At 67.5% G+C, this 25161-nt stretch carries 30 protein-coding genes; 16 read left to right on the forward strand and 14 right to left on the reverse strand.

The features are described 5' to 3' along the window. Positions 1-257: 257 nt before the first annotated feature. Genes KBZ13_RS15415 through KBZ13_RS15425 form a run of 3 tightly spaced genes read left to right on the forward strand, consistent with a single transcriptional unit; the run spans position 258 to position 1159 of the window. Positions 258-386, forward strand: a complete 129-nt coding sequence (locus KBZ13_RS15415) for a hypothetical protein (RefSeq protein WP_255010811.1) — start codon at positions 258-260, stop codon at positions 384-386. A gap of 52 nt (positions 387-438) precedes the next feature. Beyond that, positions 439-762, forward strand: a complete 324-nt coding sequence (locus KBZ13_RS15420; protein ID WP_255010822.1) for a hypothetical protein — start codon at positions 439-441, stop codon at positions 760-762. A 46-nt stretch (positions 763-808) separates the two neighbouring features. Beyond that, on the forward strand, positions 809-1159 hold the full coding sequence (locus KBZ13_RS15425) for a hypothetical protein (protein ID WP_255010824.1): 351 nt from the start codon (positions 809-811) through the stop codon (positions 1157-1159). Position 1160: 1 nt separating this feature from the next. On the opposite strand, the gene KBZ13_RS15430 is transcribed toward KBZ13_RS15425, so the two are convergent. Beyond that, entirely contained in the window at positions 1161-2108 is a 948-nt protein-coding gene (locus KBZ13_RS15430; protein WP_255010825.1) for an aspartoacylase, read from the reverse strand. A gap of 69 nt (positions 2109-2177) precedes the next feature. Here KBZ13_RS15430 and KBZ13_RS15435 point away from each other — a divergent pair, with 69 nt between their 5' ends. The 4 genes from KBZ13_RS15435 to KBZ13_RS15450 all read left to right on the forward strand — a co-directional run bounded on the left by KBZ13_RS15435 (position 2178) and on the right by KBZ13_RS15450 (position 6029). Further along, on the forward strand, positions 2178-3146 hold the full coding sequence (locus tag KBZ13_RS15435; protein WP_255010827.1) for a glutathione S-transferase C-terminal domain-containing protein: 969 nt from the start codon (positions 2178-2180) through the stop codon (positions 3144-3146). Continuing rightward, the gene (locus tag KBZ13_RS15440) at positions 3143-3775 is read left to right on the forward strand and encodes a DUF2301 domain-containing membrane protein (protein ID WP_255010829.1); all 633 of its coding nucleotides are present in this window, start codon (positions 3143-3145) and stop codon (positions 3773-3775) included. The genes KBZ13_RS15435 and KBZ13_RS15440 overlap by 4 nt, the downstream gene beginning before the upstream one ends. Next, positions 3772-5703: an ABC-F family ATP-binding cassette domain-containing protein gene (locus KBZ13_RS15445; protein ID WP_255010830.1), complete on the forward strand. Its 1932-nt coding sequence runs from the start codon at positions 3772-3774 to the stop codon at positions 5701-5703. Before KBZ13_RS15440 ends, KBZ13_RS15445 begins: the two co-directional genes overlap by 4 nt. A 107-nt stretch (positions 5704-5810) precedes the next feature. Then, positions 5811-6029 (forward strand): Calvin cycle protein CP12, encoded by a 219-nt coding sequence (locus KBZ13_RS15450; protein WP_255010832.1) that lies wholly within the window; start codon positions 5811-5813, stop codon positions 6027-6029. Here KBZ13_RS15450 and obgE read toward each other — a convergent pair. Then, positions 6017-7045 carry a GTPase ObgE gene (gene obgE, locus KBZ13_RS15455; RefSeq protein ID WP_255010834.1) on the reverse strand — a complete coding sequence of 343 codons (1029 nt, stop codon included), beginning with the start codon at positions 7043-7045 and terminating at the stop codon, positions 6017-6019. The two genes, KBZ13_RS15450 and obgE, sit on opposite strands and share 13 nt — an antisense overlap. Before the next feature lie 65 nt (positions 7046-7110). On the opposite strand from obgE, the gene KBZ13_RS15460 reads away from it, so the two are divergent. Beyond that, complete coding sequence (locus KBZ13_RS15460) at positions 7111-8346, forward strand: ABC transporter ATP-binding protein (RefSeq protein WP_255010844.1); 1236 nt, start codon at positions 7111-7113, stop codon at positions 8344-8346. Positions 8347-8371: 25 nt separating this feature from the next. Here KBZ13_RS15460 and KBZ13_RS15465 read toward each other — a convergent pair whose 3' ends face one another. Genes KBZ13_RS15465 through KBZ13_RS15480 form a run of 4 tightly spaced genes read right to left on the reverse strand, consistent with a single transcriptional unit; the run spans position 8372 to position 13331 of the window. Beyond that, on the reverse strand, positions 8372-10831 hold the full coding sequence (locus KBZ13_RS15465; protein ID WP_255010846.1) for an endonuclease MutS2: 2460 nt from the start codon (positions 10829-10831) through the stop codon (positions 8372-8374). Further along, positions 10821-11231, reverse strand: a complete 411-nt coding sequence (locus KBZ13_RS15470) for a VOC family protein (protein ID WP_409995677.1) — start codon at positions 11229-11231, stop codon at positions 10821-10823. Before KBZ13_RS15470 ends, KBZ13_RS15465 begins: the two co-directional genes overlap by 11 nt. A gap of 41 nt (positions 11232-11272) precedes the next feature. Beyond that, a complete protein-coding gene (gene hemB / locus KBZ13_RS15475) occupies positions 11273-12274 on the reverse strand; it encodes a porphobilinogen synthase (RefSeq protein WP_255010850.1) in 1002 nt (333 codons plus the stop codon). 46 nt (positions 12275-12320) lie between these two features. Next, complete coding sequence (locus KBZ13_RS15480; protein WP_255010852.1) at positions 12321-13331, reverse strand: DnaJ C-terminal domain-containing protein; 1011 nt, start codon at positions 13329-13331, stop codon at positions 12321-12323. 116 nt (positions 13332-13447) lie between these two features. Here KBZ13_RS15480 and KBZ13_RS15485 point away from each other — a divergent pair, with 116 nt between their 5' ends. Beyond that, positions 13448-13909, forward strand: a complete 462-nt coding sequence (locus KBZ13_RS15485; RefSeq protein ID WP_255010854.1) for a hypothetical protein — start codon at positions 13448-13450, stop codon at positions 13907-13909. Positions 13910-13968: 59 nt separating this feature from the next. On the opposite strand, the gene KBZ13_RS15490 is transcribed toward KBZ13_RS15485, so the two are convergent. Further along, positions 13969-14631, reverse strand: coding sequence for a Coq4 family protein (locus KBZ13_RS15490; protein WP_255010855.1), 663 nt, complete (start codon positions 14629-14631; stop codon positions 13969-13971). A gap of 126 nt (positions 14632-14757) precedes the next feature. Here KBZ13_RS15490 and KBZ13_RS15495 point away from each other — a divergent pair, with 126 nt between their 5' ends. Next, positions 14758-15528 (forward strand): hypothetical protein, encoded by a 771-nt coding sequence (locus tag KBZ13_RS15495; protein ID WP_255010857.1) that lies wholly within the window; start codon positions 14758-14760, stop codon positions 15526-15528. Positions 15529-15576: 48 nt separating this feature from the next. Further along, positions 15577-15741: a hypothetical protein gene (locus tag KBZ13_RS15500; RefSeq protein WP_255010858.1), complete on the forward strand. Its 165-nt coding sequence runs from the start codon at positions 15577-15579 to the stop codon at positions 15739-15741. 54 nt (positions 15742-15795) lie between these two features. On the opposite strand, the gene KBZ13_RS15505 is transcribed toward KBZ13_RS15500, so the two are convergent. Together KBZ13_RS15505 and KBZ13_RS15510 are read right to left on the reverse strand one after the other, a co-directional pair. Continuing rightward, positions 15796-15891, reverse strand: coding sequence for a type II toxin-antitoxin system RelE family toxin (locus KBZ13_RS15505; RefSeq protein WP_255010860.1), 96 nt, complete (start codon positions 15889-15891; stop codon positions 15796-15798). Between the two features lie 90 nt (positions 15892-15981). Next, complete coding sequence (locus KBZ13_RS15510) at positions 15982-16209, reverse strand: DNA-binding protein (RefSeq protein WP_255010862.1); 228 nt, start codon at positions 16207-16209, stop codon at positions 15982-15984. A 286-nt stretch (positions 16210-16495) separates the two neighbouring features. On the opposite strand from KBZ13_RS15510, the gene KBZ13_RS15515 reads away from it, so the two are divergent. The 4 genes from KBZ13_RS15515 (at position 16496) to KBZ13_RS15530 (ending at position 21751) form a co-directional block, all read left to right on the forward strand. Further along, positions 16496-17299 carry an N-formylglutamate amidohydrolase gene (locus tag KBZ13_RS15515; protein WP_255010864.1) on the forward strand — a complete coding sequence of 268 codons (804 nt, stop codon included), beginning with the start codon at positions 16496-16498 and terminating at the stop codon, positions 17297-17299. 3 nt (positions 17300-17302) lie between these two features. Continuing rightward, a complete protein-coding gene (locus tag KBZ13_RS15520) occupies positions 17303-18136 on the forward strand; it encodes a transglutaminase-like domain-containing protein (RefSeq protein WP_255010865.1) in 834 nt (277 codons plus the stop codon). After that, positions 18133-18861, forward strand: coding sequence for a peptidase (locus tag KBZ13_RS15525; RefSeq protein ID WP_255010867.1), 729 nt, complete (start codon positions 18133-18135; stop codon positions 18859-18861). Before KBZ13_RS15520 ends, KBZ13_RS15525 begins: the two co-directional genes overlap by 4 nt. A gap of 91 nt (positions 18862-18952) precedes the next feature. Then, positions 18953-21751, forward strand: a complete 2799-nt coding sequence (locus KBZ13_RS15530; RefSeq protein WP_255010869.1) for a cation-translocating P-type ATPase — start codon at positions 18953-18955, stop codon at positions 21749-21751. Positions 21752-21786: 35 nt separating this feature from the next. Here KBZ13_RS15530 and KBZ13_RS15535 read toward each other — a convergent pair whose 3' ends face one another. The 4 genes from KBZ13_RS15535 to KBZ13_RS15550 form a co-directional block, all read right to left on the reverse strand. Further along, positions 21787-22476 carry a DUF6629 family protein gene (locus KBZ13_RS15535; protein WP_255010870.1) on the reverse strand — a complete coding sequence of 230 codons (690 nt, stop codon included), beginning with the start codon at positions 22474-22476 and terminating at the stop codon, positions 21787-21789. A gap of 77 nt (positions 22477-22553) precedes the next feature. Then, positions 22554-22796, reverse strand: coding sequence for a hypothetical protein (locus KBZ13_RS15540; RefSeq protein ID WP_255010871.1), 243 nt, complete (start codon positions 22794-22796; stop codon positions 22554-22556). A 232-nt stretch (positions 22797-23028) separates the two neighbouring features. Beyond that, the gene (locus KBZ13_RS15545; protein ID WP_255010873.1) at positions 23029-23361 is read right to left on the reverse strand and encodes a type II toxin-antitoxin system HicB family antitoxin; all 333 of its coding nucleotides are present in this window, start codon (positions 23359-23361) and stop codon (positions 23029-23031) included. Beyond that, a complete protein-coding gene (locus tag KBZ13_RS15550) occupies positions 23358-23612 on the reverse strand; it encodes a type II toxin-antitoxin system HicA family toxin (protein WP_255010875.1) in 255 nt (84 codons plus the stop codon). The genes KBZ13_RS15545 and KBZ13_RS15550 overlap by 4 nt, the downstream gene beginning before the upstream one ends. 131 nt (positions 23613-23743) lie before the next feature. On the opposite strand from KBZ13_RS15550, the gene KBZ13_RS15555 reads away from it, so the two are divergent. Beyond that, positions 23744-24169: a VOC family protein gene (locus tag KBZ13_RS15555; protein ID WP_255010876.1), complete on the forward strand. Its 426-nt coding sequence runs from the start codon at positions 23744-23746 to the stop codon at positions 24167-24169. Positions 24170-24197: 28 nt separating this feature from the next. Here KBZ13_RS15555 and KBZ13_RS15560 read toward each other — a convergent pair whose 3' ends face one another. Further along, a complete protein-coding gene (locus tag KBZ13_RS15560) occupies positions 24198-24542 on the reverse strand; it encodes a 4a-hydroxytetrahydrobiopterin dehydratase (RefSeq protein WP_255010878.1) in 345 nt (114 codons plus the stop codon). Between the last annotated feature and the right edge of the window lie 619 nt (positions 24543-25161).

Consider the following 25161-nt stretch of genomic DNA (forward strand, 5'->3'; position numbering starts at 1 on the left):
GATGGTGGTGGTCATAAGAGCGAGAGGGTTGCCCCCGTAAGGGGACGGTTAGGTAGGACGGCACCCGGGGCGGGCGCTGCCTGGGGAAGTGTAACAGAACATTGCGCGATGTGAGGAAAGCTTGAGGCTGGCTGGGGTTGGGGTTGGGTTGGGGCGCTCGGAGCCCCTGGTCCATGCAGCGGTGTGTATCTCCGCACCATCGGTAGCCGCTGCGACAAAGGCCCCCTTAGGTTGAGTTCAGATTTAAAGGTCTGGTTTTGGTCTTGATCTGCTGGGAACACCAGGGCGAGCGGCGTCAGGAGACGGTGCCGGTCCATCAGGCCCGTCATCGCCGGCTCGAAGTCGAACTGATGGGTGGCATCGTGTACTGGAGTGAGCGTCTGTAGCCAGCCGACGAAAGCCACTGCTAGGAGTGCCCGCATCCCCTGCACCTTGGTGATGCGTCTGCGCACAACCCTGTCGCCGGTTCGCTCGACTCTGGCCCTGGTTGGCCTCAGCCTGGCGTTGGCCTCCTGCCAACCAAGCCGTGAGGCCCAGCGCCTTCAGCAGCTGGAGCAACGGGTGCAGCAACTGGAGCAACGCCAGGCCACCCCGGAGAAAGCCGATCCGGCCGATAGCAAAGGCAAGCCCCCGGCCGGTGTGGTCAAGTCGCTGACCTTCCGCATCGGCAGCGCCGACGACCGCCTGCGCATCTACTGGGCCGATGGCAGCCGCACCGATCTGCCCTGCACCAAGGAGCAGGGCACCTGGGCCTGTGGTTGAGCCAGCCGTGGCCTGGGCTTAACACCAACAACGCTCCCAACCCCGCATGCGCCACCTACTTGCCCTCAGCGCCAGCCTCAGCCTGTTGGTGGCTGCGCCGGTAGGGGCCCAAGTCGATTTCCCCTTCAATCTGCAGCGCGCCACCAACCTCGCCCGGATGCGGGCCGAGAAGATCAATGGGGGGCTTGGGGTTTACCGAGCTGACGCCTGCATGTTCGACCGCAAGGTCGGTAACTGCCTGATTGAAGCCAATGATCAGGGCATCCTGTTCCGATTCCTGGGCGGCCCCCCGGGCTGGAGGCAGCTCAACCTCCTCCCCACGACGGAAACGGAGATGCGCATCTCCCCGGATGGCCGTGAGGTGCTCAGCGTGATCTACAACGGCAAACCGCGCTGATTCAGCCAGCCATCAGCGCGATCAGCGCCGCCGCCCAGGCGGGTTCGATCGGCCAGCGCTCCCGGCGCGTGAGGCTCAGGGCGATACCCTTCTCGCCGTAGGCCGCCTCGTTGATGAACACGGGCCATACGGGCTCATCCACCGCTCCAGGCGACGGCTGGTAGGCCACCGCGGTGCCATCCGCCGAGCTGAACATCGGATCCCCTGAACGGATCGGCACCCAGTCGCGGTGCTGACGCTCGGGGTGCAGGCAGGCCAGGGGGGCACCGTCGACGCCCCGGGGCAGATCAAGGCTGCCCAGGTGCCGATGTACCGTGAGGCCCGCCGGCAGGCGCAACTCCCCGGCGCGGGCCCGCGCCAGGGCGGCCAGGGCCGACTCCAGGGCCAGTTGGCTCTGGCGGCAGATCTGGGCGGTGATCACCCCCTGGGGCACGGGCCCCACTTCGATCACCAGGCCACAGGGCCAGCGTTCGATCAGAAATCCCGTCTGGGCGGCATCGGCCTCGTGCAGGTAGATCGGCAAGCCCAGATCGGCCTGGATCGCCGCCGCCAGGGCCAGGTCCGTGGGCCGGCGTCCGTAAAGCACCAGGGCATTGCCCATGGCGGCCGTGGTGCTGTGCAGGTCCAGGGCCACGGCACAGGGGAGCTCCCCAACCGGGCCATGGAGCGCCAGCAGCTCCCGGGCCCGCCGCACCTCCCGCTCCTGGCACCCAGGGTTGGCGAGCAGCTCCGCGGCAAAGCAGCGGTTCAGGTCCCGGTCCAGGTAACGGCGGCGGGCCGCGAACGCCTCGGGGTTGCCCAGCACCAGCTCCACCTCCAGGCCCCGCCGCTCGAGCGCCTCGGGGTGGGCCTGCCAGTGGCGCAGCAGCCAGGGGGCATTGCCTTCGTTGCCGTGGGTGCCGGCGACCACCAGCACCCTGGCCGAACCCCGCCCCGTGCCTGCCGCCATCCGATCGCCGCACCTGAATCGCCACGTTGGAGCCAACCTGAATGGGCGTCAAACCCCTCGGCCCCTGCCATGCCCATCCCGCCCCTGGTGGTTTCCAGCGTGCGCCGTCTCTGGCACTGCCAGTGGCGGCAGCTGATGGGCGGCCTGGGCCCCGCCGACGCCGATGGCAACTACCGCCGCCCCGCGGGCGCCTTCGCCGCCGTTCCGGAGCTGCCCGCAGGGGCCGCTGAACCCGGACGCCACGTGCTGATCGTGGGACGCAGCTGCCCCTGGGCCCACCGCACCTGGCTGGTCTGGAGCCTGCGCAGGCTTGATACCAGCATCGAGCAGCTGGTGGTGGAGCCCGACCCCGAACGGGGCCGCTGGCGCTTCGTGGAACCGTTCGAGGGCGCCAGCGCCCTGATCGATCTCTACCGCCGCTCCGGCAGCCCCGCCGGCGCCCGCGCCACGGTGCCCGCCCTCTACGACCGCCGCCTGGGGCGGATCGTGGCCAACGAAAGCGCCGTGCTGGTCGATCTGCTCAACCACTGGCCCGGCCCCGAGGACGCCCCCAACCTGGCCCCCGCTGGGCTGAGCGACCCGATCCAGCGCTGGCGCGAGCTGTTCCAAAGCGCCGTCAACGACGGCGTCTACCGCTGCGGCTTCGCCCGCAACCAAGGGGCCTACGACCGGGCCGAGGCGGCGCTGTTCGCGGCCCTGGAGGAAGCGGAGGCAGAGCTGACCGCCCGGGGCCCCTGGCTCTGCGGCGAGCAACTCACCCTGGCCGATGTAGTGCTGTTTCCAACCCTGATCCGCATGGAGCTGGTCTACGCGCCCCTGTTCGGCTGCAGCCGCCGGCCGCTCTGGCAATTCCCAGCCCTGTCGGCCTGGCGGGCGCGGCTGTTCGCCACAGCCGGCGTGGCCGCCAGCTGCGATGCGCCCGCCTGGCGCCGGGACTACTTCGGCGCCCTGTTCCCCCTGCACCCGTCGGGCATCGTTCCGGCGGGCCCGGAGTTGGCCACACTGGTGAACGGACCACCCGTCGCCCCCCAGCCATGACCGATCCCGTCTTCGAGGGGGCCTATGGCACCTACACGATCACGGACCAGGACCGCCGCGAGGTGCTCAGCTACCGCCTCGCCCTGCTGCTGGTGGCCGTGGCCGAAGTGTCGCTGCTTGTGCAGTGGCAGATCTGGGGCGCACGGGGCCTGTGGCCCTGGCTGCTCGTGATGGCGACGGGCCTCGGACTGGCCCTGCGCTGGATTCATATCTATGTCAAACCCCTGCACCGCACCCTGCAGCTGTTCTGGCTGCTGGGCAGCCTCGGGGGCCTGGCCCTGGCCGTTCGCGTCGGCGCCGATGGGGTGGTGCCCACGCTGGCCGCCGACGGGCGCTGGATCTGGGCGGTGGGCCCCTTCTTCGCCGCCCTGGCGGGGGTGGGCTTCAAGGAGTTCTTCTGCTTCCGCCGTCCCGAGGCGATCGGCGTGACCCTGCTGCTGCCCCTGGCCCTGCTGGGCCGCCTGACGGGACTGCTGGGGGATCAGGCCACCTTCTCGCTGCTGGCCGTGCAGGCGGCGCTGCTGCTGGTGCTCACCGCGCGCAAGTTCCCGATGGCGGCGGCGGCGGATGTGGGAGACAAGAGCGTCTTTGCTTACCTGGAGCAACAACGACCCGCTTCGATCGCGTGAGCCTGATCAGCCTGGTGGGTGTCAGCAAGGATTTTGGCCTGCGCACCCTCTTCTCCGACCTCACCCTGCACATCGCGGAGCGAGAACGTCTGGGGCTGATCGGCCCGAACGGGGCCGGCAAGAGCACCCTGATGCGGATGCTGGCGGGGCAGGAGCCCCCTGATCAAGGGGAGCGGCGCTGCTCTGCGCAGTGGAAGGTGGTTCTGGTGGACCAGGACCCGGAACTGGACCCCGAGCGCACGGTGCTGGAGCAGGTGGTGGCCGGCTGCGGCGAGAAGCGGGAGTTGCTGCTGCGTTTCATGGCGGTGGGCGAGGGCCTGGCGGAGCGGCCCGACGACGGGGGGTTACTAGCGGAGCTGGGCGAACTCAGCGGCCGCATGGACCAGTCCGGGGCCTGGGGTCTGGAGCACCAGTGCCACGAGGTGCTCGATCACCTCGGCATCACCGACACCCAGCGCCGGGTGGGAGAACTCTCCGGCGGCTACCGCAAACGGCTGGCCCTGGCCTCGGCCCTGGTGGCCGAACCCGACGTGCTGCTGCTGGATGAACCCACCAACCACCTCGATGCCGACTGCATTGAGTGGCTGCAGGGGCGACTGGAGCGCTTCGGCGGCGCCCTGGTGCTGATCACCCACGACCGTTACTTCCTTGATCGGGTCACGCGGCGGATCGTTGAGGTGGAGCGGGGCGAGGCCCGCAGCTACGCCGGCAACTACGCCACGTACCTCAAGCTCAAGGCCGAGGAGGATGCCTCCGAAGCCGCCAGCGACGCCAAGTTCAAAGGCGCCCTGCGGCGCGAGCTGGCCTGGCTGCGCCAGGGCCCCAAGGCCCGCAGCACCAAGCAGAAGGCCCGCATCCAGCGCATCGAGGCGATGCGCGAGGCCCCGGCCCGCCAGGCCCGCGCCGCGGTCAGCCTGGCCACCGCCAGCCGCCGGATCGGCAAGCGCGCCATCGACGCCGACGACCTGGGTCTGAAGGTGGGCGAACGCGTGCTGCTGGAGGGCTTCAGCTACGACTTCTCCCCGGAAGACCGGGTCGGGATCATCGGCCCCAACGGCAGCGGCAAATCGACGCTGCTCGATGCGATCGCCGGCCGGCGCGCCCCCGATGCCGGCACGGTGGAACTGGGGGCCACCGTGAAACTGGCCTACTTCGATCAGCAGGCCGAGGCCTTCCTGGCGGGCAAGGGCGTGGCGCGCAAGGTGATCGACTTCGTGCAGGAGGCCGCCAGCTCGATCGATCTGGGGGGGGAGAAGGTGAGCGCCTCCCAGCTGCTGGAGCGCTTTCTGTTTCCGCCGGCCCAGCAGCACAGCCCGATCGCCAAGCTCTCCGGCGGCGAGCGCCGGCGCCTCTACCTCTGCCGGTTGCTGATCGAAGCGCCCAACGTGCTGCTGCTGGATGAGCCCACCAACGACCTGGACGTGCACACGCTCACGGTGCTCGAAGACTTCCTGGAGGATTTCCGCGGCTGTGTGGTGGTGGTCTCCCACGACCGCTATTTCCTCGATCGCACCGTCGACCGCCTGTTTGCCTTCGAAGACGGCCGGCTGCAGCGCTTCGAGGGCAATTACAGCGCCTATCTGGAGCGCCGTGCCAGCGAGGCCAAAGGGGCGGCGGTGCCCGTGGCGCCAGCGGCCCAGGAGGTGGCGACCCCGGGCGGTGCCACCCCAGGCGGTGCGCCCCGGGGTGATGAGACAGACAAACGCCCCCGACGCCGCAGTTACAAAGAAACTCGCGAGCTCGAGCAACTCGACGCCCACCTGCCGGCCTGGGAGCAGCAGCGGCTCGCCCTGGAGGCCCAGCTCTCCGGCGGCGGCGCTGGCGACTACACCGACCTGGAACGACTCACCCAGGAGCTTTCAGCACTGGTGGAGCAGATCCACCAGGGTGAGGAACGCTGGATGGAACTCAGTGAGCTGCCCGCCTGAGGGGTGCGGAAGGCCGAATCAGGGAGAGCCCACAATCGGCACCGGCTCCTGGCCACGACCCGTATGGTGGGTTCGACGTCGACCGGTGGATGAGCGCCGGAGCACCTATGAACACCATCGACGAGCACATCCTCAAGGACCTGAGCGAGCTCGAAGCCGCCAAGGCCTCAGGAGATGCCGCGAAGCTCGGCCATCTGGAAGATGAGCTCAAGCAGCTTGAGGAGTACAAGGCCCACCATCCCGACGACAGCCACGACCCCAGCCCCCTGGAGGTTTACTGCGACCTGAACCCCGACGCCCTCGAGTGCCGGGTCTACGACGACTGAGCCGCAGCCTCAGCCTCCACCAGCTTGCGTCGGTCCAGCTCCCTCCACACTCTCCCCAGCAGGGGGTCGAGGCCCTGGGCCGTCGCCGCTGACACCAGCAGCACCTCTTGCCCGCAGTGGCTGGCCACCTGTTGTTGCAGCTCCGCAACTTGATCCTCCAGCAGCAGCTCGATCTTGTTGAGCGCCACGATCCTCGGGCGCATGTCCAGACCGTGGCCATAGGCGCTCAATTCGGCCTCCACGATCGTCAGATCACGCACCACGTCCTCAGCGCTGGCATCCACCAGATGGATCAGCAGGCGCGTGCGCTCGATGTGGCGCAGGAAGTCGTGGCCCAGGCCCGCCCCCTGGGCCGCCCCGGCGATCAATCCGGGGATGTCGGCGAACACGGTGCCATCACCGCTCGGACGACGCACCACCCCCAGGTTGGGCACCAAGGTGGTGAAGGGGTAATCGGCGATCTTGGGGCGGGCGGCCGAGAGCACGCTGATCAAGGTGCTCTTGCCGGCGTTGGGGAGTCCGATGATGCCCACCTCCGCCAGCAACTTCAGCTCAAGCTGCAGGTTCCAGCCCTCCCCCTCCCTGCCCTCGGTGAACTTCTCCGGCGCCCGGTTGCGGTTGCTGAGGTAGTGAGCGTTGCCGAGGCCACCACGGCCACCGGCCGCCACCAGCAGCTGCTGGCCGTGCTCGGTGAGGTCGCCCAGCAGGATGTTGGTGGCCAGATCACGCACCTCCGTGCCACAGGGCACCTGGATGATCAGGGTCTGGCCGCTGGCGCCGGTGGCACGGTTGGGACCGCCGCGGCGGCCCTCGGGAGCCACGAACTGACGCTTGTATTTGAAGTCGAGCAGGGTCTGGAGGTTGCTATCGGCCTGCAGCACGATGCCCCCCCCCCGGCCTCCGTCGCCCCCTGATGGGCCGCCGGCGGGCACGTACTTCTCACGGCGAAAGGTGACGATGCCATCTCCTCCGCGGCCGGCCTGCACGGCGATGCGTGCCTGATCAATGAACTGCAAAGGGCTTGGGCCTGGGGACTGGGTCGTGGGGCCAACCCTAGGATCGGCCGGTCTGAGGGCCGGTCTTGGCTGAGGTTCGCTTCCAGCAGGTGAGCAAGGTGTTTCCGCCTCGGCGCGGGTCAGGGCCGGTTCCGGTGCTCAACCAGCTGGACCTGACCATCGCCGATGGTGAGTTTCTGGTGCTGGTCGGCCCCTCGGGCTGCGGCAAGAGCACCCTGCTGCGCTTGCTGGCGGGGCTGGAGAACCCCAGCGCCGGTGAGCTGTTCGTGGGCGAGCGCTGCGTCACGAGGCTGCGACCGGCCCAGCGGGATGTGGCGATGGTGTTTCAGAGCTACGCGCTCTACCCCCATCTGAGCGTGGCCGACAACATCGGTTTCGGCCTGCGCCGCAGCCGTCCCCGCAGCCTGGTTCAACAGCTCCAGGACGGCCTGCACCAGGCCGGCCGCGGGCTGCCCGCCGCCCTGCGGGTGCCCTCGCAGCGAGAGGATCGCATCGAACGCCGCATCGCCGAGGTGGCCGAAACCCTTGAGCTCACACCGCTGCTGGAGCGGCGGCCCAAGGAACTCTCCGGCGGCCAGAAGCAGCGGGTGGCCCTGGGCCGGGCGATCGCCCGCGAGCCGGCGGTGTTTCTGATGGATGAGCCGCTCAGCAACCTCGACGCCAAGCTGCGCACGGGCACCCGGGGCCAGATCGTGGAATTGCAGCGCCGCCTGGGCACCACCACCCTTTACGTCACCCACGACCAGGTGGAGGCGATGACCATGGGCCACCGCATCGCCGTGCTCAACCAGGGCCACCTGCAGCAGCTGGGCACGCCGCTGGAGCTCTACCAGTGGCCCTCGAACCTGTTCGTGGCCCAGTTCATCGGCAGCCCGCCGATGAACCTGCTCCCCGTGCGGGCCATGGGCGGCGCCCAGGTGCAGCTGGGCAGCAAGCGCTTTCTGGTGGAGGAGCCGCTGGCATGCGCCCTGGCCGAGCGCGCCGGCGAAGAGCTCACAGCGGGCCTGCGGCCGGAGCATCTGGTGCTCGCCCCCGCCACGAACCGCAACCTGGCGGCGGAGGTGACCCACCTCGAAGCCCTCGGCAATGAGCTGCTGGTCAGCGCCCGCCTGCAGGAAAGTGGCCATCTGGTGCAGCTGCGCGCCGACCCCGACCAGCGCGTGGTGCCCGGCCAGAGTGTTCATCTGGAGGTGGTGGGCAGCGGCTGGCGCCTGTTCGATCGCCAGGGGGAAGCCCTCAAGCTGCCGTCAGGCCAGGCCCCGGCGCTGCCGGTGCTGCCGGTGCTGCCGGAGCTGGGGTGAGCGGAGGGGGAGCGCGTCGCCGCCTCTACTTCACCCACACCACGCTGCAACCCGGCCCGCCGTCTCCTTTCTCGGCGTCGGCCACACGCTCCACGTAGGCCACCCCCGCCAGCCACTCGCGCAGGCCCCGCTTGAGGCGGCCGGTGCCGATGCCGTGAATCACCCACACCGGCCCGTTGGCCACCCGGAGCTGCTCCTCCACGGCGGCCTCCGCTTCGTGAACACGCAAACCACGCACATCCACGGTGTTGCGCTCGGTGCGCACCGAGGGGCCCGCTCCAAGCCCGGCGGGGATGCGCACCTGCACCTTCGGGGCGGGGGGCTCCGGCGGCTGGGGCTTCTGGCCACTGAGCGATTCAACAGCCTCCAGGGGCAGCGTCAGCCGCATCGGGCCGCAGCGCACCGTGAGCTCCCGGCCACCGGCGGCGAGCTCCAGCACCTCGGCCGACTTCCCGAGGGACAGCACCCGGATGCGTTCCCCCACCACCGGCATCCAGCCCCGGTGCTGCCGCCGCTCGGGCACGGGCCGGTGGTCCCGCTCCAGGCGTTTGAGCCGCTCGCCGGCGAGCCGCGTTGTTTCGCCATCGGCCTGGCCCTGGCGCAGGCGGCGGATGATCCGGCGCACCTCCTGCTGCCCCTCGCGGATCGATGTTTCCAACTGGCGGCGGCGCTGCTCCTGCAGCTCCGCCGACTGCTCCTTCTGCTGCTCCCAGCGCTGCAGCAGCTCCTCATGCAGCAGTTCGGTGCTGGCTAACAGGGCCACCGCATCCTCGGCGGCCTCCTGCTGACGCCGGCGCTGGGCCTCCAACCCCTGGATCACCTGGTTGAGTTCGCCCTCCCCACGGGGGGCGAGCAGTTCCTGGGCCCGCTCGAGCACGCCGGGCGCCAGCCCCAGGCGGGAGGCAATCGCCAGGGCGTTGCTGCGGCCGGGGATGCCCCATTGCAGGTGATAGGTGGGCGAGAGGGTCTCCTCGTCGAAGGCGACCGAGGCGTTCTCGAAGCGCGCATCGTCGTACTTGAGCGCCTTGAGTTCGCCGAAGTGGGTGGTGGCGATCGTGAGCCGAGCCCGCTCGGCCAGGTGCTGGAGCAAGGCGATCGCCAGGGCCGCCCCCTCGGTGGGATCGGTGCCGGCGCCCACTTCATCAAGCAGCACCAGGGACGCCCCCGCCGCCTCGGATGGGTGCTCGGGCAGGGCCGTCAGGATGCGGGCGATGCGGCGCACGTGGCCGCTGAAGGTGGAGAGGTTCTGCTGCAGCGACTGCTCATCGCCGATGTCGGCGAGCACCTGATCGCACCAGGGCAGCCGCGGCGTGCCGCCGCAGGGCAGGAACAGGCCGGCCCGCGCCATCAGCGCCGCTAGCCCCACGCTCTTGAGGGTCACCGTCTTGCCGCCGGTGTTGGGGCCGGTGATCGCCACCACCCGCAATTCGCTCCCCACCTTCACCGTCACTGGCACCACCTGCGGCCGCTGCGGGCTGGGGCGCAACAGGGGATGGCGAAGGTTTTCGAGCAGGAAGGGGGCCGACGGATCGCCCGAAAGTTCCGGCCGCACCGCCCCGAGGGCCAGGGCATAGCGGGCCCGGGCGAGGCCGAAATCCAGGGCCACCAGCACTCTCTGCAGGGTCTCGAGGCTGCCGGCTTCCGCCGCCACCAGGGCGCTGAGCGCGGCGAGCACCTCCCGCTCGGCCTCCCGCTCCCGGCCCTCCAGCTCCCTGAGCCGGTTGCCCAGGGCGATCACCGCCTGGGGCTCGATGAACACGGTGCTGCCGGAGGCCGAGCTGTCGTGGACCAGACCGCTCACCTGGGAGGCGGCGCCCGCCTTCACCGCCAGCACGGGCCGGCCGTTGCGCTCGGCGATCACCGTGTCCTGGAGCAGGGGGGCGAAGCGGCGCAGCAGGTCCTGCAGGCGCTCGCGCCGCTCGCTGCGAACCGCCAGCAGCTGCCGGCGCAACTCGGCCAGGGGCGCACTGGCGCGATCCGCCACCCGGCCCCCCTCCTCCAGGCAGAAATGGAGCCGCTGCTCCAGCTCCGGCAGGGTGCGCAGTTCCGCCACCAGCGATGAGGTCAACGGACGGAGCTCGTGGTCAGCGATCTGGCGCCGCAGCCGCCGGGCCGCCGCCAGGGTGGTGGCCACCGCCAGCAGCGCCTCGCCGCCCGCCACCCCGCCTTTGCAGCAATGGCGCAGGGTGGCGCCCAGGTCAGCCACCCCCTGGAAGCTCAGGCCGCCCTCGATCAGGCCATCGAGGCCGATCAGTTCGGTGGTTTCCGCCAGCCGCGCCTGGCTCTGGGCCAGCGAATCGGCCAGGGGGAGCTCCGCGCAGCGGGCCCGCCCGGCCGCAGTGGAGCCATGGACGGCCAGGTCAGCCGCCAGCTGGTCCCATTCCAGCAACGAACGGGTTTCCTGATCAATCGGCGGCGGATCGACTGGGAGCGAATCGACTAGAACCGGTGACTCGGGCCCAGCGGGCCTGGTGTCAGGCGACATTGGAGGCGATCCCGCCTTCGGGCTCAAACAGCACCTCCAGCCAGTTGCCCTCGGGATCCTGCAGGTAAAAGGAGGCCGTCTGGTCGCGGTGGTCGTGGATGGCACCCACCGTCACGCCCTGATCCTGGAGAGCGGCGTGCACGGCGGCGAGGCCCACCCGATCGCCCACGTGGAAGGCGAAATGAGGCCCCGCAGCCCGATACTCGGGCCCCAGCAGGGCCACCCCCTCGCCGCCTTCGGGCAGCTGCAGGTAGGCCCAGTCGCTGGCATCCCAGGTGAGCTCGAGGCCCAGGGCCCTGTAAAAATCCTTGGCGCGCTCCATGTCCTGGACGCGCACCGCCACATGGCCCAGGCGCAGCGGGGGGGACGGGGGCACGGCGTGAATGTCGGATCGATCCATTCTCGGCGCTGGGGCTCAGGCCCGCGGGGGCAGCTGCGCGCTCATCCCTGCCTGAGCCACTGCGCCGCGTCGCAGGCGTGGTAGGTGAGGATCAGATCGGCGCCTGCCCGCTTGAAGCAGAGCAGGGTTTCGAGCACGATCGAACGTTCGTCGATCCAGCCGCGCTCGGCCGCCGCCTTCACCATCGAATACTCGCCACTGACGTTGTAGGCGGCGATCGGCAGCTCGGTTTCGCCGCGCAGGCGGTGGATGATGTCGAGGTAGGCGAGCCCCGGCTTGACCATCAGGATGTCGGCCCCCTCCTGCTCATCGAGCAGGGCTTCGGTGAGCGCCTCGCGGCCGTTGGCCGGATCCATCTGATAGGTGCTCTTGTCGGTGGGGATCGGCTTGGTGGCACCGGAGCGGGGGGCGGAATCGAGCGCCTCGCGGAAGGGGCCGTAGTAGGCGGAGGCGTACTTGGCGGTGTAGCTGATGATCCCCACGTGCTCGAAGCCCTCCTCATCGAGGGCTTCCCGGATGGCGCCGACGCGGCCGTCCATCATGTCGCTGGGACCGATCAGATCAGCGCCCGCCCGGGCCTGGGCCACCGCCTGGCGGCAGAGCTGGCCCACGGTTTCGTCGTTGAGCACCACCCCCTCCTCGCTGACGATGCCGTCGTGGCCATCGCAGGAGTAGGGGTCGAGGGCGACGTCGGTCATGATCGCCATGCCGGGATGCTCCTGCTTGAGCCGACGGATCGCCCGCGGGATCAGGCCGCCTTCGTTGAAGCACTCGGCGCCGTCTTCGCTCTTGAGGCCATCGGCCACCTTGGGGAACAGCACCACGCAGCGGATGCCCAGGTCCCAGGCGCGGCCGACCTCGCCCACGAGGCCCTCCAGGCTCCAGCGCTGGGCGCCGGGCATCGCGCCGATCGGCTCGTTGGTGACCCCCTCGTGGACGAACAGGGGATAGATGAAGTCGGCGGAGCTGAGCTGGTATTCCCGCACCAGGGCCCTCAGGGCCGGCGTGCGCCGCAGGCGGCGGGGACGGTAGGTGAGTTCCATGCTGGGACGACCGCTGGGCGGATCCTACGGATCGAGGGGGTTCGGCCTAGAGCCTGGCCGCCGCCATCCACTCGCGCCGGGGGTCGCTGCTGCGCACATCGCGCAACTGGCCCAGCAACTCCAGCTCGCTCTCGCTGAACTCCCGGGGCAGGTGCAGGCTGAGGGTGAGCAGCAGATCGCCGCGGCCTTCCTTGAGGGGCCAGCCCTTGCCCTTGAGCCGCAGGGTGCGGCCCACACCCATACCCGGCGGCACCTGAACGGTGGCCTCGCCATCGGGGGTGGCCACGCGCACCTCCGCCCCGAGGCTGAGTTCATCGAGGCTGAGGGGCAGATCGGCCCGCAACTGATCCCCTTCGAGGGTCCAGATCGGATGGTCCTGGAGCTGGAGGGTGAGGTAAAGGTCGCCGCGGCGGCCGGTGCCGGGCTGCAGGTTGCCCTTGCCCTTGAGCCGCAGCCGGCTGCCCCCCTTCACCCCGGGGGGAATGCGCACCTGCACCCGCTCCTCGTTGACCGCCAAGGTGCGCTCGCAACCGCGAAAGGCATCGGCCAGGGAGAGATTGATGGTGGCCTCCGCATCCAGATTGAGCGGCTGGGAGCGATCGCCCGCGGGGCCAGCGAAACCACCGGGGCCAGGGAAGCCCCCCGGGAAACCGGAGCCGAATCCAAACCCGCCCGGGGCACCACCGAACCCGGCAGCGCTTCCCCCACCGCCGCCGGGACCACCGAAACGGCCGAGGAGGTCGTTGATGAAGTCGTCGAAATTGCCGTAGCGGCCGAAGTCCACGTCCACACCGGCGCCAGCGCTGCCGCCACCACCTCCGGCGGAGCCCCAGTACTGGCCGAACTGCTCGTAGCGCCGCCGCTTGTCGGGATCGGAGAGCACCTCATAGGCCTCGCTGATCTCCTTGAACTTGGCCTCGGCCCCGTTGTCCCCCGGGTTGACATCCGGGTGGTACTGGCGGGCCAGTTTGCGGAACGAACGCTTGATCGTTTCGGCGTCGGCACCGCGCTCGACCTGGAGCACCTTGAAGTAGTCGCGGTAGCCGTTGGCGCTCATCGCAGCGGGGAACGGTCAAACGTGAATCCAACCAGTCTCCCAGTTGATCGGGCATTGGCCAGGGGCGCCGGAGGGCGGAAATCCCCCTAGGTTTTCTCCAGCCCGCCCGCGCGCCCATGGCCCACCACCTCCCCAGCTCTGGCCCCAGGGCTCAACGCCTGAAGCTGGCCCTGCTGGTTTTGGCCAGCTTGGGACTGATGGGCGCGGCGAGCGCCGGGAGCAAGCCGGCCGTCAAGACGTCCGCGGCGGCGCCCGCAGGTTCCCAGGGGATCGAGGCGGTCAGCCCCTCCACCCTCTCCCAGATCGCCCTGGCGGATCACCTGCGCGCCAAGGGGGCGATTTTTTACGGCGCCTGGTGGTGTTCCCACTGTTTCCACCAGAAGAACCTGTTCGGCACCGAGGCGGCGCGCAAGCTCCCCTACCTGGAATGCGACAAGGACGACCAGGGCCGCCAGAAGTGTGTCGCCGCCAAGGTCAAGGCCTTCCCCACCTGGGTGCTGGGCAGCGAACGGCGTGAAGGGGTGCAGAGTTTGGCGGAACTGAGCGCCTGGAGCGGCTTCAAGGGCGCGACCAAGTGAAAGCCGCCAGTCAGTCCTGACGCCAAGGCCGCGCTCACAGCCGGCCCGGAGCATCAGTTTCAGGCCAACGGCGTTTCCGGCAGCCCCAGCTCCAGGCGCCAGTCGGCCAGGGGGCGCCCCCAGCCCTCTTCCAGCTTGAAACTGATCAGGCAGCGGGCCGCCAGACCCAACTCGAAGCCGCGGGCGAGGGCGTGCAGCAGCGCCTCGAGTGGCTCGTCGTTCTGCAGGGCGCTGAGCAGACCACCAAAGATCAGCAGCAGCGCCAGGGGCGAGCGCACCTGGGCCAGGTTGAAGGCCTGCAGCCCCAGTTCCCCGACCCCATCGGTGCCAAAACCCGTGAGCACGTGCACGATGTCGTGGGTTTCCCGCAGGCGGTGGGTGATGTACTGCGCCGGTGAGCTGATCGGACTGGGGTCAATCAGGCTCTCGGGCGTCAGCCCCTGGCTGACGAGCTGCTCGGCGTAGGTGCGGCCCAGGCTGCCCACCGGCAGAGCCGAAAGCTGGGCCAGATCGATCGGGTCGGGCCTCCAGAGCGTGACCACCAGCTCGGCCATCGCAGGATTGGCCAGCAGATGGCGCTGCATCTGGGTGGCCAGGGGGCTGCCCTGGAGGCTGCGGGCCACAGCGAAAACGCTGGTGAGTTCGGTGGGGTTCTTGAGGAAGGCGGCCAGGCTCGCCACCATCCGCAGCGACTGGAGCCGTTGTTTGAGGTTGACCAGCATGGGGCGCGGACAGGGGTGATCGACTGATCCTCCAACGGGCACGCCGATCGCGCCATGGGGGCGGGCCGGCGGTCCATTGAGTAGACCGGTGCGCGACACCGTGAAGGATCAAGGGGGCCAAGCGCGATGGTGATGCGCCGCCTGGGGATGCTGCTGAAGCTCGCCCTGGTTCTGCTGCCGGTGGCGGCGCTCAAGGCGCTGGCCATGGCCCGGGGCTGGGAGGTGCTCGAGCCGACACCCCTGTTCGCCGGACTGATCACCTCCAACGTCTTTCTGATCGGCTTTTTGTTCAACGGCGTGCTCGTTGACTACAAGGAAAGCGAGAAGTGTCCCGCCCAGCTCGCCGAGATCCTGTTGAGCCTGGTGGCGGAGTTGCAGGCGCTGGGCTGGGCCCGGCCCGAGGCCGAACCGGCGGCGGCCCTGGCCACGGTCGCCCAGCTGGGGCAAGGGTTCCTGGGCTGGTTCCAGGGCACCACCCGCGCCGACGAGCTCCTGGATCGGATCGACCGGCTCAATGCCGAGCTGGCTCAGCTGCGCCACAGCTGTGAATCCCCCTGCATGGCGCGGTTGCTCCAGGAGCTGGCCGCGCTGCGGGGCCTGCTGCTGCGCATGGAAACGATCCGCTCGATTCCCTTCGTTCCCACGGTGTATTGGTTGTCAGCCACCAGCACCACCCTGTTGTGCGCCGGCCTGGTGCTGACCCACATGGAGGACTGGGTGGAGATCTTCTTCTATCTCGGCTCGATCGCCTTCCTGATGGTGTTCATCCTGCTGATGATCTGGGATCTGGACAATCCCTTCGGCCATGGCGAGTTCTCCTCCTGCGAGAACATCAGCCTGGCGCCCCTGGAGCGCACGCTGCCCCGGATCACCCACCCCCGCGATCATGAGGGCTGAGGGGAGGCGGGCCGCGCTCCGGCAGCATGGTGTCCCGCCCCTGGCTCGATGGCCCCACGCCGCCGCCGCACGTTGAAGGGCCGCAATTGGTTCGGCCGCAATCCGTGGGCGCTGCTGGCGTTGCTGCTACTGGGGATGGGCCTGGCGGTGCAGGTGTTCCACAGCCAGAAGGGCACCCAGCGGGATCCGCGGCGGGAGTTGCGGAAGTTCTGAGGAGATGTTGGTGCTGGTTCAGCAGGCACTCTTCGTCCTTTGACCTGTGGCCGTTCAGCGGTCGTAGATCTCACTTCGATGGCCAATCCTCAGCACCAGAACCACAAGCTGATCATTCAGGAGTTGACAGATCAAGCGGTAGTCACCCACGCGGTAGCGCCAAAGCCCACGAAGGGGACCACACGCCGACCGGCTGGGCGATCGAGTCGTGCCAGCTCACGCTCAGCCTGCTTGGAGAGCTCAATCGTCCAGGCCAAGTTCTGCTACAACGACTTCAAGCGGGCGCGTGGCCTCTTCACCGCGCCTGATGCGCTCAGCCACGGCCGCCCCGAGGTAGGCATCCTCGACGTCCTCGAGGCCCTGGAGAATCATCTGCTGCAGAAAGAACTCCTTCGAGCGGCCGGCATCGCGCACAAGCCGGTCAAGCCGCTGCTCGATGACCAGGTCCAGTTCAACGGACATTTCCATGATCCAATCGTAGGCCGATCGGCAGCGAAATCTCATCGCACCAGGAGGAAGGCGGCCAGCGCGCAAGGCTCTACGCAAAGCGCCGGAGTGCAGGAATGAAACGCCCTGGTTACGCCCAAGCCAGGGCTGAATCCGAAGCCCGCTGCCGCACGGTCGGCCAGCTGATCAGAGCCCATCACCATCCGCACGGCCATTTCTCGATTGGAGAGCGCCAGGAATTGGGGCAGAGGCGCCAAAGCCTTGGTGATCCAAGCCTTCCTAGGGTCGACCCATTCGCAGCCCAACGGTGCCTCCCGAACCCCTGCTGGGGGCCGGTGATCCGGCCGTGTTCCAGATCGTTCGTCCCGCTGGCCGCTCGGCCGTGCTGCTCACGGCCGACCACGCCGGCCGCGCCATTCCCCGCCGCCTGGCTGGCCTGAACCTGAGCGCTCGGGTGCTCAAGACCCATGTGGCCTGGGATCTGGGCGTCGATGGGCTGGGCCGCTGCCTGTCGGAGCGGCTCGACGCCTCATTGATCCTGCACAACTACTCACGGCTGGTGATCGATGCCAACCGGCCGCTGGAAGCTCCCGACTCGATCGTCAGCCGCAGCGAGCACACCGCCATCGCCGCCAACGGCAACCTCTCCGCCGCCGAGCGGCAGCAACGGGCCCTGGAGCTGTTCCAGCCTTACCACCAGCGCATCGCCGCCGAGCTCGATGGGCGTACCGAGCGGGCCCAAGCCACCGTGCTGGTGACGCTCCACAGCTTCACGCCGGTGCACTCGGGCGTGGCGCGCCCCTGGCATGTGGGGGTGCTGCACGGCCGTGACGGGCGCCTCGCCCGTCGGATGCTCCAGGGGCTGGGGCGGGAGAAGGGTCTCCGGGTGGGGGACAACGAGCCCTACGCCGTGAGCGATGAAAGCGACTACACCCTGGTGGTGCATGGGGAGCGCCGCCGGATTCCCCACGTGGAGCTGGAGATCCGCCAGGACCTGCTGGCCACGGGCGCCGGCCAGCGGGAGTGGGCCGAGCGGTTGGCCAGCGTGTTGGAGGCCTCCCTGGCGGAGGGTTTCCCGCCGCTCCCAGGCGCTCCAGCGTCAGTACGGTGACTCATGGAAAGGCTAGATAACGCCCCATCGCAGCCTCCGCTCAAGATCCGCGTGGGCTTCGATCTGGAGCTCCGCTGCCCACGGCCCACGCCGATGATCGTCACCCTGGGGGTCCATGCCAGCAGGGCCGGGGATCTGCTGGAGGCCGACCCGCTGCAGGTGACGCCAGCGGTGCCGCTGCGTTCCTACGTCGATTCCTACGGCAACCGCTGCCACAGGTTGGTCGCTCCGGCTGGGCTGCTGCGTCTGCAAGGCAGTGGGCTGGTGGCCGACCCTGGATGGACCGATCCAGTCCTGCCAGAGCTGGAGCAACGTCCCGTGGAGGATCTACCGGACGACGTGTTGCTGTTCCTGCTGGCCAGCCGTTTCTGCGAGAGCGATCTGCTCACGGATCTCGCATGGTCACGGTTCGAGGGGGCCCCCAGCGGCTGGGGGCGTGTGCAGGCGATCTGCGATTTCGTGCATCAGCACGTGCGCTTTGACTACAACCGATCGAGCCCGACCAAATCGGCCCTCCAAACTCTTGAAAGTCGAGAGGGAGTCTGTCGCGACTTCACCCATCTGGCGATTGCCCTCTGCCGCTGCATGAACATCCCGGCGCGCTATTGCACGGGCTATCTGAGCGACATCGCGGTGCCGCCGCCCCATACCGCCATGGACTTCCATGCCTGGTTCGAGGCTTACCTCGGCGATGGCTGGCATGTGTTCGACCCGCGCAACAACACACCCCGGATCGGGCGGATCCTGATTGCCCGGGGCCGGGATGCGGCGGATGTGGCCCTCACCACCAGCTTCGGTCCCTCGGTGCTGGAGTCGTTTCAGGTGTGGGCCCGATGACCTATTGCGTGGCCGTGCTCCTGGAGAGCGGGATGGTGTTCGCCTCGGATTCACGCACCCATGCGGGTGTGGATGATTTCGCCAGCTTCTGCAAGATGACGGTGTTCGAGCGCACTGGCGATCGGGTGCTGGTGCTGCTCAGCTCCGGCAGCCTGGCCGGCACCCAGGCGGTGATCAGCCTGCTGCGTCAGCGGGCCGACGCCGGCAATGGAGACGCCAACCTGTGGACGGCACGGACGATGTTCGATGTGTTGGGCCTGGTGTCCGATGCCGTGCGGGCGATCCAACAACGGGATGGCCCCTACCTGGAAGGTTCGGCCGGTGGGTTCAATGCTTCCTTCCTGGTCGGTGGTCAGATCAAGGGTGAAGTGCCCCGGCTGTTTCGGATGTATGCGGAAGGTAATTTCATCGAAGCCAGCGAAGACACCCCGTTCCTGCAGACGGGGGAAGCGAAGTACGGCAAGCCGATCATCGACCGGGTGATCTATCCCAGCACCACGCTGGGGGAAGCGGCCAAGTGCGTGCTGGTGTCGTTCGATTCGACCATGCGCAGCACCCTGTCGGTGGGGATGCCGATCGACCTGATCGTCTACGAACGGGACAGCCTGGCGATCACCCACCGCCGGCGCTTCTGCGAGGGAGACAGCTACTTCAAGGACCTGAGCAACGCCTGGGGCACGGGAGTTCGTGGCGTGTTCCGCGATCTGCCGGAGCTGCATTGGTAAGGGGCCTTCCAGCCCCCAAGGATTCCTTGGCTGAGCGCCGCCCACGGGCGCTGGAGGGAGCATCCTGAAGGCAATTCAGCCTGTGGGCCCGGTGCTGCTTGCTGCCTCCCAGCCGATCTGGTCCCTGCCGCTGGAGCAGGTCTATCCCGCCCTGCAGACCAGGCCCGAGGGTCTCACGCAGCAGGAGGCCGATCGTCGCCTCGAGGAGTTCGGCGCCAATCGTCTACCCAGCCTGAAACGGCGCCCCCTGGTGCTGCGCTTCCTCGACCAGATGGTGCACTTCATGGCGCTGCTGCTTTGGTGCGCCGGGGGCATGGCCTTTGCCGCGGGCACCCCCCAGCTGGGCTGGGCGATCTGGTCGGTGGTGCTGATCAACGGCATCTTCTCGTTCTGGCAGGAATTCCAGGCCGAGCAGACCCTGGCCGCCCTGACCCGCGCCCTGCCGCGGCAGGTGCAGGTCTGGCGCGATGGCCTCCTGCGCGTGCTCCCTGCCGAGCAGCTGGTGGCGGGGGATCGGCTGCAGCTGGAGGAGGGTGACCGGGTGCCGGCCGACTGCCGCATCGGGGCGGCCTACGAGATGAGCGTTGACCTCTCGGTGCTCACGGGCGAATCCCTGCCGGTCTCACGCCATGCAGGCCCCCTCCCCATCGGAGTGGAGCCCACCCTGGTGCCCATCAACGAACGGACCAATCTGCTGCTGGCCGGCTCCACGATCGCGGCCGGGAGGGGTGAGGCGGTCGTCTATGCCACCGGCGCCGAAACCGAATTCGGCCAGGTGGCTCACCTCACCGCCGGCACCCGCCGCAGCCCCAGCACCCTGGAGCAGCAGGTGGGTCGCATCGTGCGGACGATCACGATCATCGCGCTGTCGACCGGGGCGCTCACCTTTGCCTTGAGCCTGCTGTTCATCGGCATGGCGCCGATGGAGAGCCTGGTGTTTGCCATCGGCATCATCGTCGCCTTTGTTCCCGAAGGGCTGCTCCCCCAGGTCACGCTCACCCTGGCGCTGAATGTGCAGCGGATGGCGCGTCGCCAGGCGCTGGTGAGGAGATTGTCGGCTGTGGAAACACTCGGTTCGGTGAGTGTGATCTGCAGCGACAAGACCGGCACGCTCACCGGAAACCACATGGCCGTGGAAGACACCTGGCTGCCCGAGGCGGACGAGGGGATGCGGCGACTGCTGCTGATCGGAGCCGTGCTCTGCTCCAATGCCCGGCTTGATGGCAACGGCGTCGGGGTGGGCGACCCGACGGAAACGGCCATGCTCCAGGAGGTCCTGGCCCTGGGGCTGGTGCCCGAAGCGCTCCGCCAGGAGCACCCCCGCCAGCGGGAAGTGCCCTTCGACTCCCACCGCAGAAGCATGACGGTTGTGGTGGAACGCGGCCCGATCGATCTGCCGCTCCCACAGGCCTCTGCGCTGGTGATCACCAAGGGGGCTCCCCTGGAAGTGATCTCCCGCTGCAGCGCCTGGCTCACCGCCTCGGGCCCCGTTCCCCTCAACGACGAACATCACAGCCAGGCCGTCGTCGCCAACGACACACTCACTGGCCGAGGCTTCCGCGTGCTGGCTGTTGCCTTGCGTGCTGCGGGTTCAGCTGACGCCACCAACCCTCCCGAGGATCTGGAGGCGGGTCTGATCCTGCTGGGGCTGATCGGCCTCTACGACCCGCCACGGCCCGAGGTGCCGGACGCGATCCGGCGCTGCCGCGAGGCCGGCATCAAGGTGACGATGGTCACCGGCGACTACGGTCTCACGGCCCAGGCGATCGCCCGTCAGATCGGTCTCCTGGAGGCTCCCAGCGGAAGTTCCGATCATCACGGCACGGTGGATCCGGTGCGCGTGATCGAGGGGGCCACCCTGGCGCGGATCAGCGATGGGCAGCTGCGCCAACTGATCAAGTACCGCCACCGGCTGGTGTTCGCACGGATGGCACCGGAGCAGAAGTTGCGGCTGGTGCAGGCCTACAAGGCCCTCGGGGAGGTGGTGGCCGTCACCGGGGATGGAGTGAACGACGCGCCGTCGTTGAAGGCGGCGGATGTGGGTTTGGCGATGGGGATCAGCGGCACCGAAGTGGCGCGGGAGGCCGCCGACATCGTGCTGCTCGACGACAACTTCGCCACCATCGTCGAGGCCATCCACTACGGCCGTGGTGTGGTCAGCAACATCCGCAGGTTCATCACCTACATCCTTGTCGCCAATGTGTCGGAAGCGGCCCCCTTCCTGGCGATGGTGGCGCTGAGGATCCCGGCGGCCCTGAGTGTGCTGCAGATCCTCGCCGTCGACCTGGGCACCGATGTGCTGCCGGCCCTGGGCCTTGGCGCCGAACCGCCCGAACCCGGCGTGATGCGCAACCCCCCTCGCCCGCGCAACAGACCGCTGCTCGACGGGGCGGTGATGCGCCGCTCCTATCTGGTGCTGGGGGGGACGGAGGCCCTGATCGCTCTGGCCGGCTATCTGCTGGTCTGGCACAGCCATGGCGTCGACCTCTCAGAGCTCAGGTCGCTGGCGCCGCGGCTCCTCCACGGCATCGCATCAACGGCTGAGCTGGCGTTGCAACGGGAGGCCTCCACGGTGGCCTTCTCCCTGATCGTGGCGGGACAGATGGGCGCCCTGCTGGCCTGCCGCAGCAACCGGCGACCGTTCTGGCAGGTGATGCATGTCCCCAATCGGCTGTTCTGGCTCGGGTTGCTGAGCCAACCGATCGTGGCCGGCAGCCTGGTGCTGGTGGCCCCCATGGCCGCCGTCTTCGGCATGGCCCGCTTCCCGCTCACCTACCTCGGCGCGATCGCCCTGGCACCGGTGGCGGTGCTGCTCGCCGACAGCCTCCACAAGCTGCTGATCCAGAGGTCCGAGCGGGGTCAACATCCGTCGCGACGGGCCCTGGGGTGAGAGCCCACAGCTAGGAACCACTGGTGCGTTGACTCTCAGTGGGCCGGCAGGGCCTGGGGCTGGGGATCCCTGATGATCCAGAACAGGGACGCGGAGAGAAGGGCGCTGAAAAAACACCACACCGAGGTGAAGGCGTAGCCGTAGGCCAGGTGTGTGATCAGGAACGCGACGAGGAGCGATCCTCCGAACCAGCGCAGCCGCACTGAGCCGCTGATCATGAACGGGACCGTGATGATGACCCCATAAACCGTGCTGCCGGCACCAAGGTTGATCCAGCGATCCGCCAACAGGGTGGTGTTGTAGTTGAGGGATCCCTGCACCACGGTGGGCTGAAACAGGGAACCATCCAGGGCAAGCGGCAGCCAGAGCCCAGCGCCCGCGAGCAAGCCCAGAACCAGCAGCCCCTGGAGCATCCAACGCCGCCGGAGAGGTGGTGCCTGGACGTTCAACTGCAGCACGGACCAGGGCAGCCAGGCCAGCCAGAAGGCATAGGCGAAGAACAGGTAACTCAGCGCTGCGGGGTGGACCAGCCAGTCGGGGCCATCGGGGTCGAGGCCAAGCCAGACCAGCCCCTCAAGGGCCTGCTGGAGCGCGAAAAAAAACGGCGTGAGGGCTAGGGGCAGCAGATCATTGCGTTGCTGATCCTGGGCATACCGCACAGCTCCCACACCCAGGGGCAACAGCCCGGCCGCCACCACGAAGCTGGCGCTGCTGGAGAAGCACATGGGCGATCAGCCGTCTCCGGCAGCAGGGGCCAGCCACCAGCCTGGACTGGATCGTGGTTCTTCAGCGGTGGATGGCGTTATCCAGGCCACGTCGGCAGACCTCCACTCAACAAGGTGCCTCGATGCCGCCAGAGCACTTCGGGCTTGATCGTGATGCCGTGGGAATGGGCGAGCTTGGCGGCCTCCTCGGTGGAATGGCTCTGGCGAAGTGCCGCAGCAAAGGCAGGATCCCGTTGTGTGAGCTCTTTGATCCGATGCAGTGCCTGTTCCGCATCGCTGGAGGCGTGGCCCGAGGGGAGCGATGTGCTGCTGATTTCCATGGCCATGACCGCCTCTTTGCTTGAAGCCTAGAGAGGTCAGATCGGTCCCCTGATGAGTAGAAATACCCTTGATCTGAACCGTCAAGGAATTACACTGAGACTTGGTATTAACGCTGCCTAAAATAAGATTTGATCTTGCCAACGCCGCCCCTGAGTGGCAGGCAGGTGCCCTAGAGCTCAAGAATGAAATCGGTGGAGACCTGTTGACTCAAGGGGCTTGTTATTCGCCCATCTAGGCGCTGACACTTTTCTGGAGTGCTTCCTGTGCGAGCGTGTTAAGACTCTTTCCCTGCACTTCCGCAGTCATCGCCAACTTCTCATGGAGTTCAGGTGAAATCCGAAGATTAAATTTGCCCGAAAAGTGTTTCCGCGGCTCAATTCCTTGCTCCTTGCAGACCTCAAGAAAGACGCCCAGTGACTTTTTAAATTCTCGGCGAAGTTCATCCGGACTAAATCCATAGAAGTCGGCTCCTCCAGAAAGCCCAAGAATTTCCCCGCGAAACTGATCCATTTCCTCGTCGAATTCAATTTTGGCGTGGTAGCCATCCACAGTCATGAGATTCATGGTGTCACTCCGTGTTCTTCAAACCATTGGCGGATTGAAGCAACAGCACCCTTGTCTGTATTAGGCGATGGGTGGGGTCTGTGAAAGACCCTGACTTCGCCAAACAGAACGACCGCGACTCGGCTGCCCGCCCTCTCAGTGACCTCCCCACCAAGCCCCTGAAACAGGGCTTCAATGTCCCTGCACGGCAAGCTGCCGTTTACGGGACGGGAGAAGATCAGCTCAAGGGTGCGCTGGTGCTTCCGCTTCATTCATTCATGGTACTGCGCCTCGGTACCAGCAGCGGCTTCCGCTTGCGCTGATCGCGCCTTCGCCAAGACGTAACGGAAGGCCCCTCAAGGCTGCGACTCCCTCACAATGGAGCGAGGCGGGGCAGGGGAACGTGCAGATCCTCGGTATCGATCATGTCGTTCTGCGCTGCAGGGATCTGGGCGTCATGCTCAGGTTTTACACCGATGTGCTCGGCTGCAGCTTTACCAAGCGAAATGAGCGCCTGGGGATGATTCACCTACGGGCCGGCAAGTCCCAGATCGACCTGGTCGATGCCGATGGCGCGCTGGGCCTGGCCGGTGGCGCCCCCCCTGGCAAGGAGGGCCACAATGTCGATCACATCTGCCTTCGTATCGAACCATTTGACGTGGAGGCCTTGAGAGTTCACTTTCTCAATCACGGCATCGATCTTGGAGCGGTTCACCAGAATTTCGGCGCCGAAGGGTATGGCTCCGCGTTCTACCTCAAGGATCCCGAAGGAAATTCGCTCGAACTCAAGGGTCCTTCCGTTCAGCAGGCCGGCCGCGACGACGCTTGAGCCGTTCGTCAGTGGCACCCTGCGGCTGCTACTGGGCCGCGGGAGCAGCTGTCTCGATCGCATCCAGCTTGGCCGCCAGCACGGCATCGGCCCTGGTGAGCCCATCCGCCTTGTGGGTGTAGATCGTCACCTCCACATAGCCCCAGCCGAGCTTGAAGTCGGCGTGGTGGCCATTGGCCTCACAGACCGCGCCGGCGCGGTTCACCCAGGCCAGGGCCGAGGCAAAGTCCTCGAACGTGTGTGACTTCAAGAAGTGATGGTGATCCACCACCTGCCATCCCGGCAGCTCAGGAAGCAGAGCGGCCAGTTCGTCCTCAGCGAGGGTGGGGCCACCATCACGGCAGGGCACACAGAGATCATCGGAAAGGAGCATCGGGAGCAACGGCAGCTTCCTCAGCTTGATCACCCAGGAGCGGGTTGACGCTGATCTTGTCTTCTGGCACCCCGGGTTCAGAGTTGCCTGGCCTTCCCTTCCAGGCTTCCAACAGGTTCAAGCTGATGACAGGGCACAAGAAAAGCGAACAGGAAGTGGAGGGTGGTGAACACACCATGACTCCAGCCCTCATTTGATCACCTACGTAGACGGGGACGCAACTGCCCGCTCGGAGCTGAGGATGACTACCTGGAGAACGCCGCCCAAACGACTAACACCTCCAGCAGGAATGTCAACCGATCACACTGACGTTGCTAGTGCTCTTTAGCGGCACAGCCATTACAGCCGGTCGATCCAGCAGGTTCATGCACGGTCTAAGACTTGATCCTCAGACTTCATTGACCGCGCATCATATCGCAACCTCGGCGACCAGGAACAAGCGTTCCAAATCGCGGTAACCACTGCAAAAACTGAGGATCAACTGCCCAACAACTAGGAGTTTGTTGCCAATTGAGCAGCGAACCCCTGGCCACAGCGGATCGACCCCTGAGCTGAATAGCTGAGACTCCGTCCTTCTGCTGTCCGGGCCCCATCGATGGGCCTCAGTCAGCCGCTGCTA

Origin of the sequence: Cyanobium sp. ATX 6F1 (genome assembly GCF_024346315.1) — a bacterium.
GTDB lineage: Bacteria > Cyanobacteriota > Cyanobacteriia > PCC-6307 > Cyanobiaceae > ATX-6F1.

Bases quoted from the DNA above. Each gene is read 5' to 3' on its own strand.
- KBZ13_RS15540 (WP_255010871.1), bottom strand. From the start codon at position 22,796: ATGGAAATCAGCAGCACATCGCTCCCCTCGGGCCACGCCTCCAGCGAT.
- KBZ13_RS15430 (WP_255010825.1), bottom strand. From the start codon at position 2,108: ATGGCGGCAGGCACGGGGCGGGGTTCGGCCAGGGTGCTGGTGGTCGCC.
- KBZ13_RS15470 (WP_409995677.1), bottom strand. From the start codon at position 11,231: ATGGATCGATCCGACATTCACGCCGTGCCCCCGTCCCCCCCGCTGCGC.
- KBZ13_RS15510 (WP_255010862.1), bottom strand. From the start codon at position 16,209: ATGGAAATGTCCGTTGAACTGGACCTGGTCATCGAGCAGCGGCTTGAC.
- KBZ13_RS15420 (WP_255010822.1), top strand. From the start codon at position 439: ATGCGTCTGCGCACAACCCTGTCGCCGGTTCGCTCGACTCTGGCCCTG.
- KBZ13_RS15535 (WP_255010870.1), bottom strand. From the start codon at position 22,476: ATGTGCTTCTCCAGCAGCGCCAGCTTCGTGGTGGCGGCCGGGCTGTTG.
- KBZ13_RS15545 (WP_255010873.1), bottom strand. From the start codon at position 23,361: ATGAATCTCATGACTGTGGATGGCTACCACGCCAAAATTGAATTCGAC.
- KBZ13_RS15500 (WP_255010858.1), top strand. From the start codon at position 15,577: ATGGCCCCACGCCGCCGCCGCACGTTGAAGGGCCGCAATTGGTTCGGC.
- KBZ13_RS15465 (WP_255010846.1), bottom strand. From the start codon at position 10,831: ATGTCGCCTGACACCAGGCCCGCTGGGCCCGAGTCACCGGTTCTAGTC.
- KBZ13_RS15435 (WP_255010827.1), top strand. From the start codon at position 2,178: ATGCCCATCCCGCCCCTGGTGGTTTCCAGCGTGCGCCGTCTCTGGCAC.
- KBZ13_RS15450 (WP_255010832.1), top strand. From the start codon at position 5,811: ATGAACACCATCGACGAGCACATCCTCAAGGACCTGAGCGAGCTCGAA.
- hemB (WP_255010850.1), bottom strand. From the start codon at position 12,274: ATGGAACTCACCTACCGTCCCCGCCGCCTGCGGCGCACGCCGGCCCTG.
- KBZ13_RS15480 (WP_255010852.1), bottom strand. From the start codon at position 13,331: ATGAGCGCCAACGGCTACCGCGACTACTTCAAGGTGCTCCAGGTCGAG.
- KBZ13_RS15560 (WP_255010878.1), bottom strand. From the start codon at position 24,542: ATGCTCCTTTCCGATGATCTCTGTGTGCCCTGCCGTGATGGTGGCCCC.
- KBZ13_RS15525 (WP_255010867.1), top strand. From the start codon at position 18,133: ATGACCTATTGCGTGGCCGTGCTCCTGGAGAGCGGGATGGTGTTCGCC.
- KBZ13_RS15440 (WP_255010829.1), top strand. From the start codon at position 3,143: ATGACCGATCCCGTCTTCGAGGGGGCCTATGGCACCTACACGATCACG.
- KBZ13_RS15550 (WP_255010875.1), bottom strand. From the start codon at position 23,612: ATGAAGCGGAAGCACCAGCGCACCCTTGAGCTGATCTTCTCCCGTCCC.
- KBZ13_RS15520 (WP_255010865.1), top strand. From the start codon at position 17,303: ATGGAAAGGCTAGATAACGCCCCATCGCAGCCTCCGCTCAAGATCCGC.
- KBZ13_RS15495 (WP_255010857.1), top strand. From the start codon at position 14,758: ATGGTGATGCGCCGCCTGGGGATGCTGCTGAAGCTCGCCCTGGTTCTG.
- KBZ13_RS15425 (WP_255010824.1), top strand. From the start codon at position 809: ATGCGCCACCTACTTGCCCTCAGCGCCAGCCTCAGCCTGTTGGTGGCT.
- KBZ13_RS15490 (WP_255010855.1), bottom strand. From the start codon at position 14,631: ATGCTGGTCAACCTCAAACAACGGCTCCAGTCGCTGCGGATGGTGGCG.
- KBZ13_RS15485 (WP_255010854.1), top strand. From the start codon at position 13,448: ATGGCCCACCACCTCCCCAGCTCTGGCCCCAGGGCTCAACGCCTGAAG.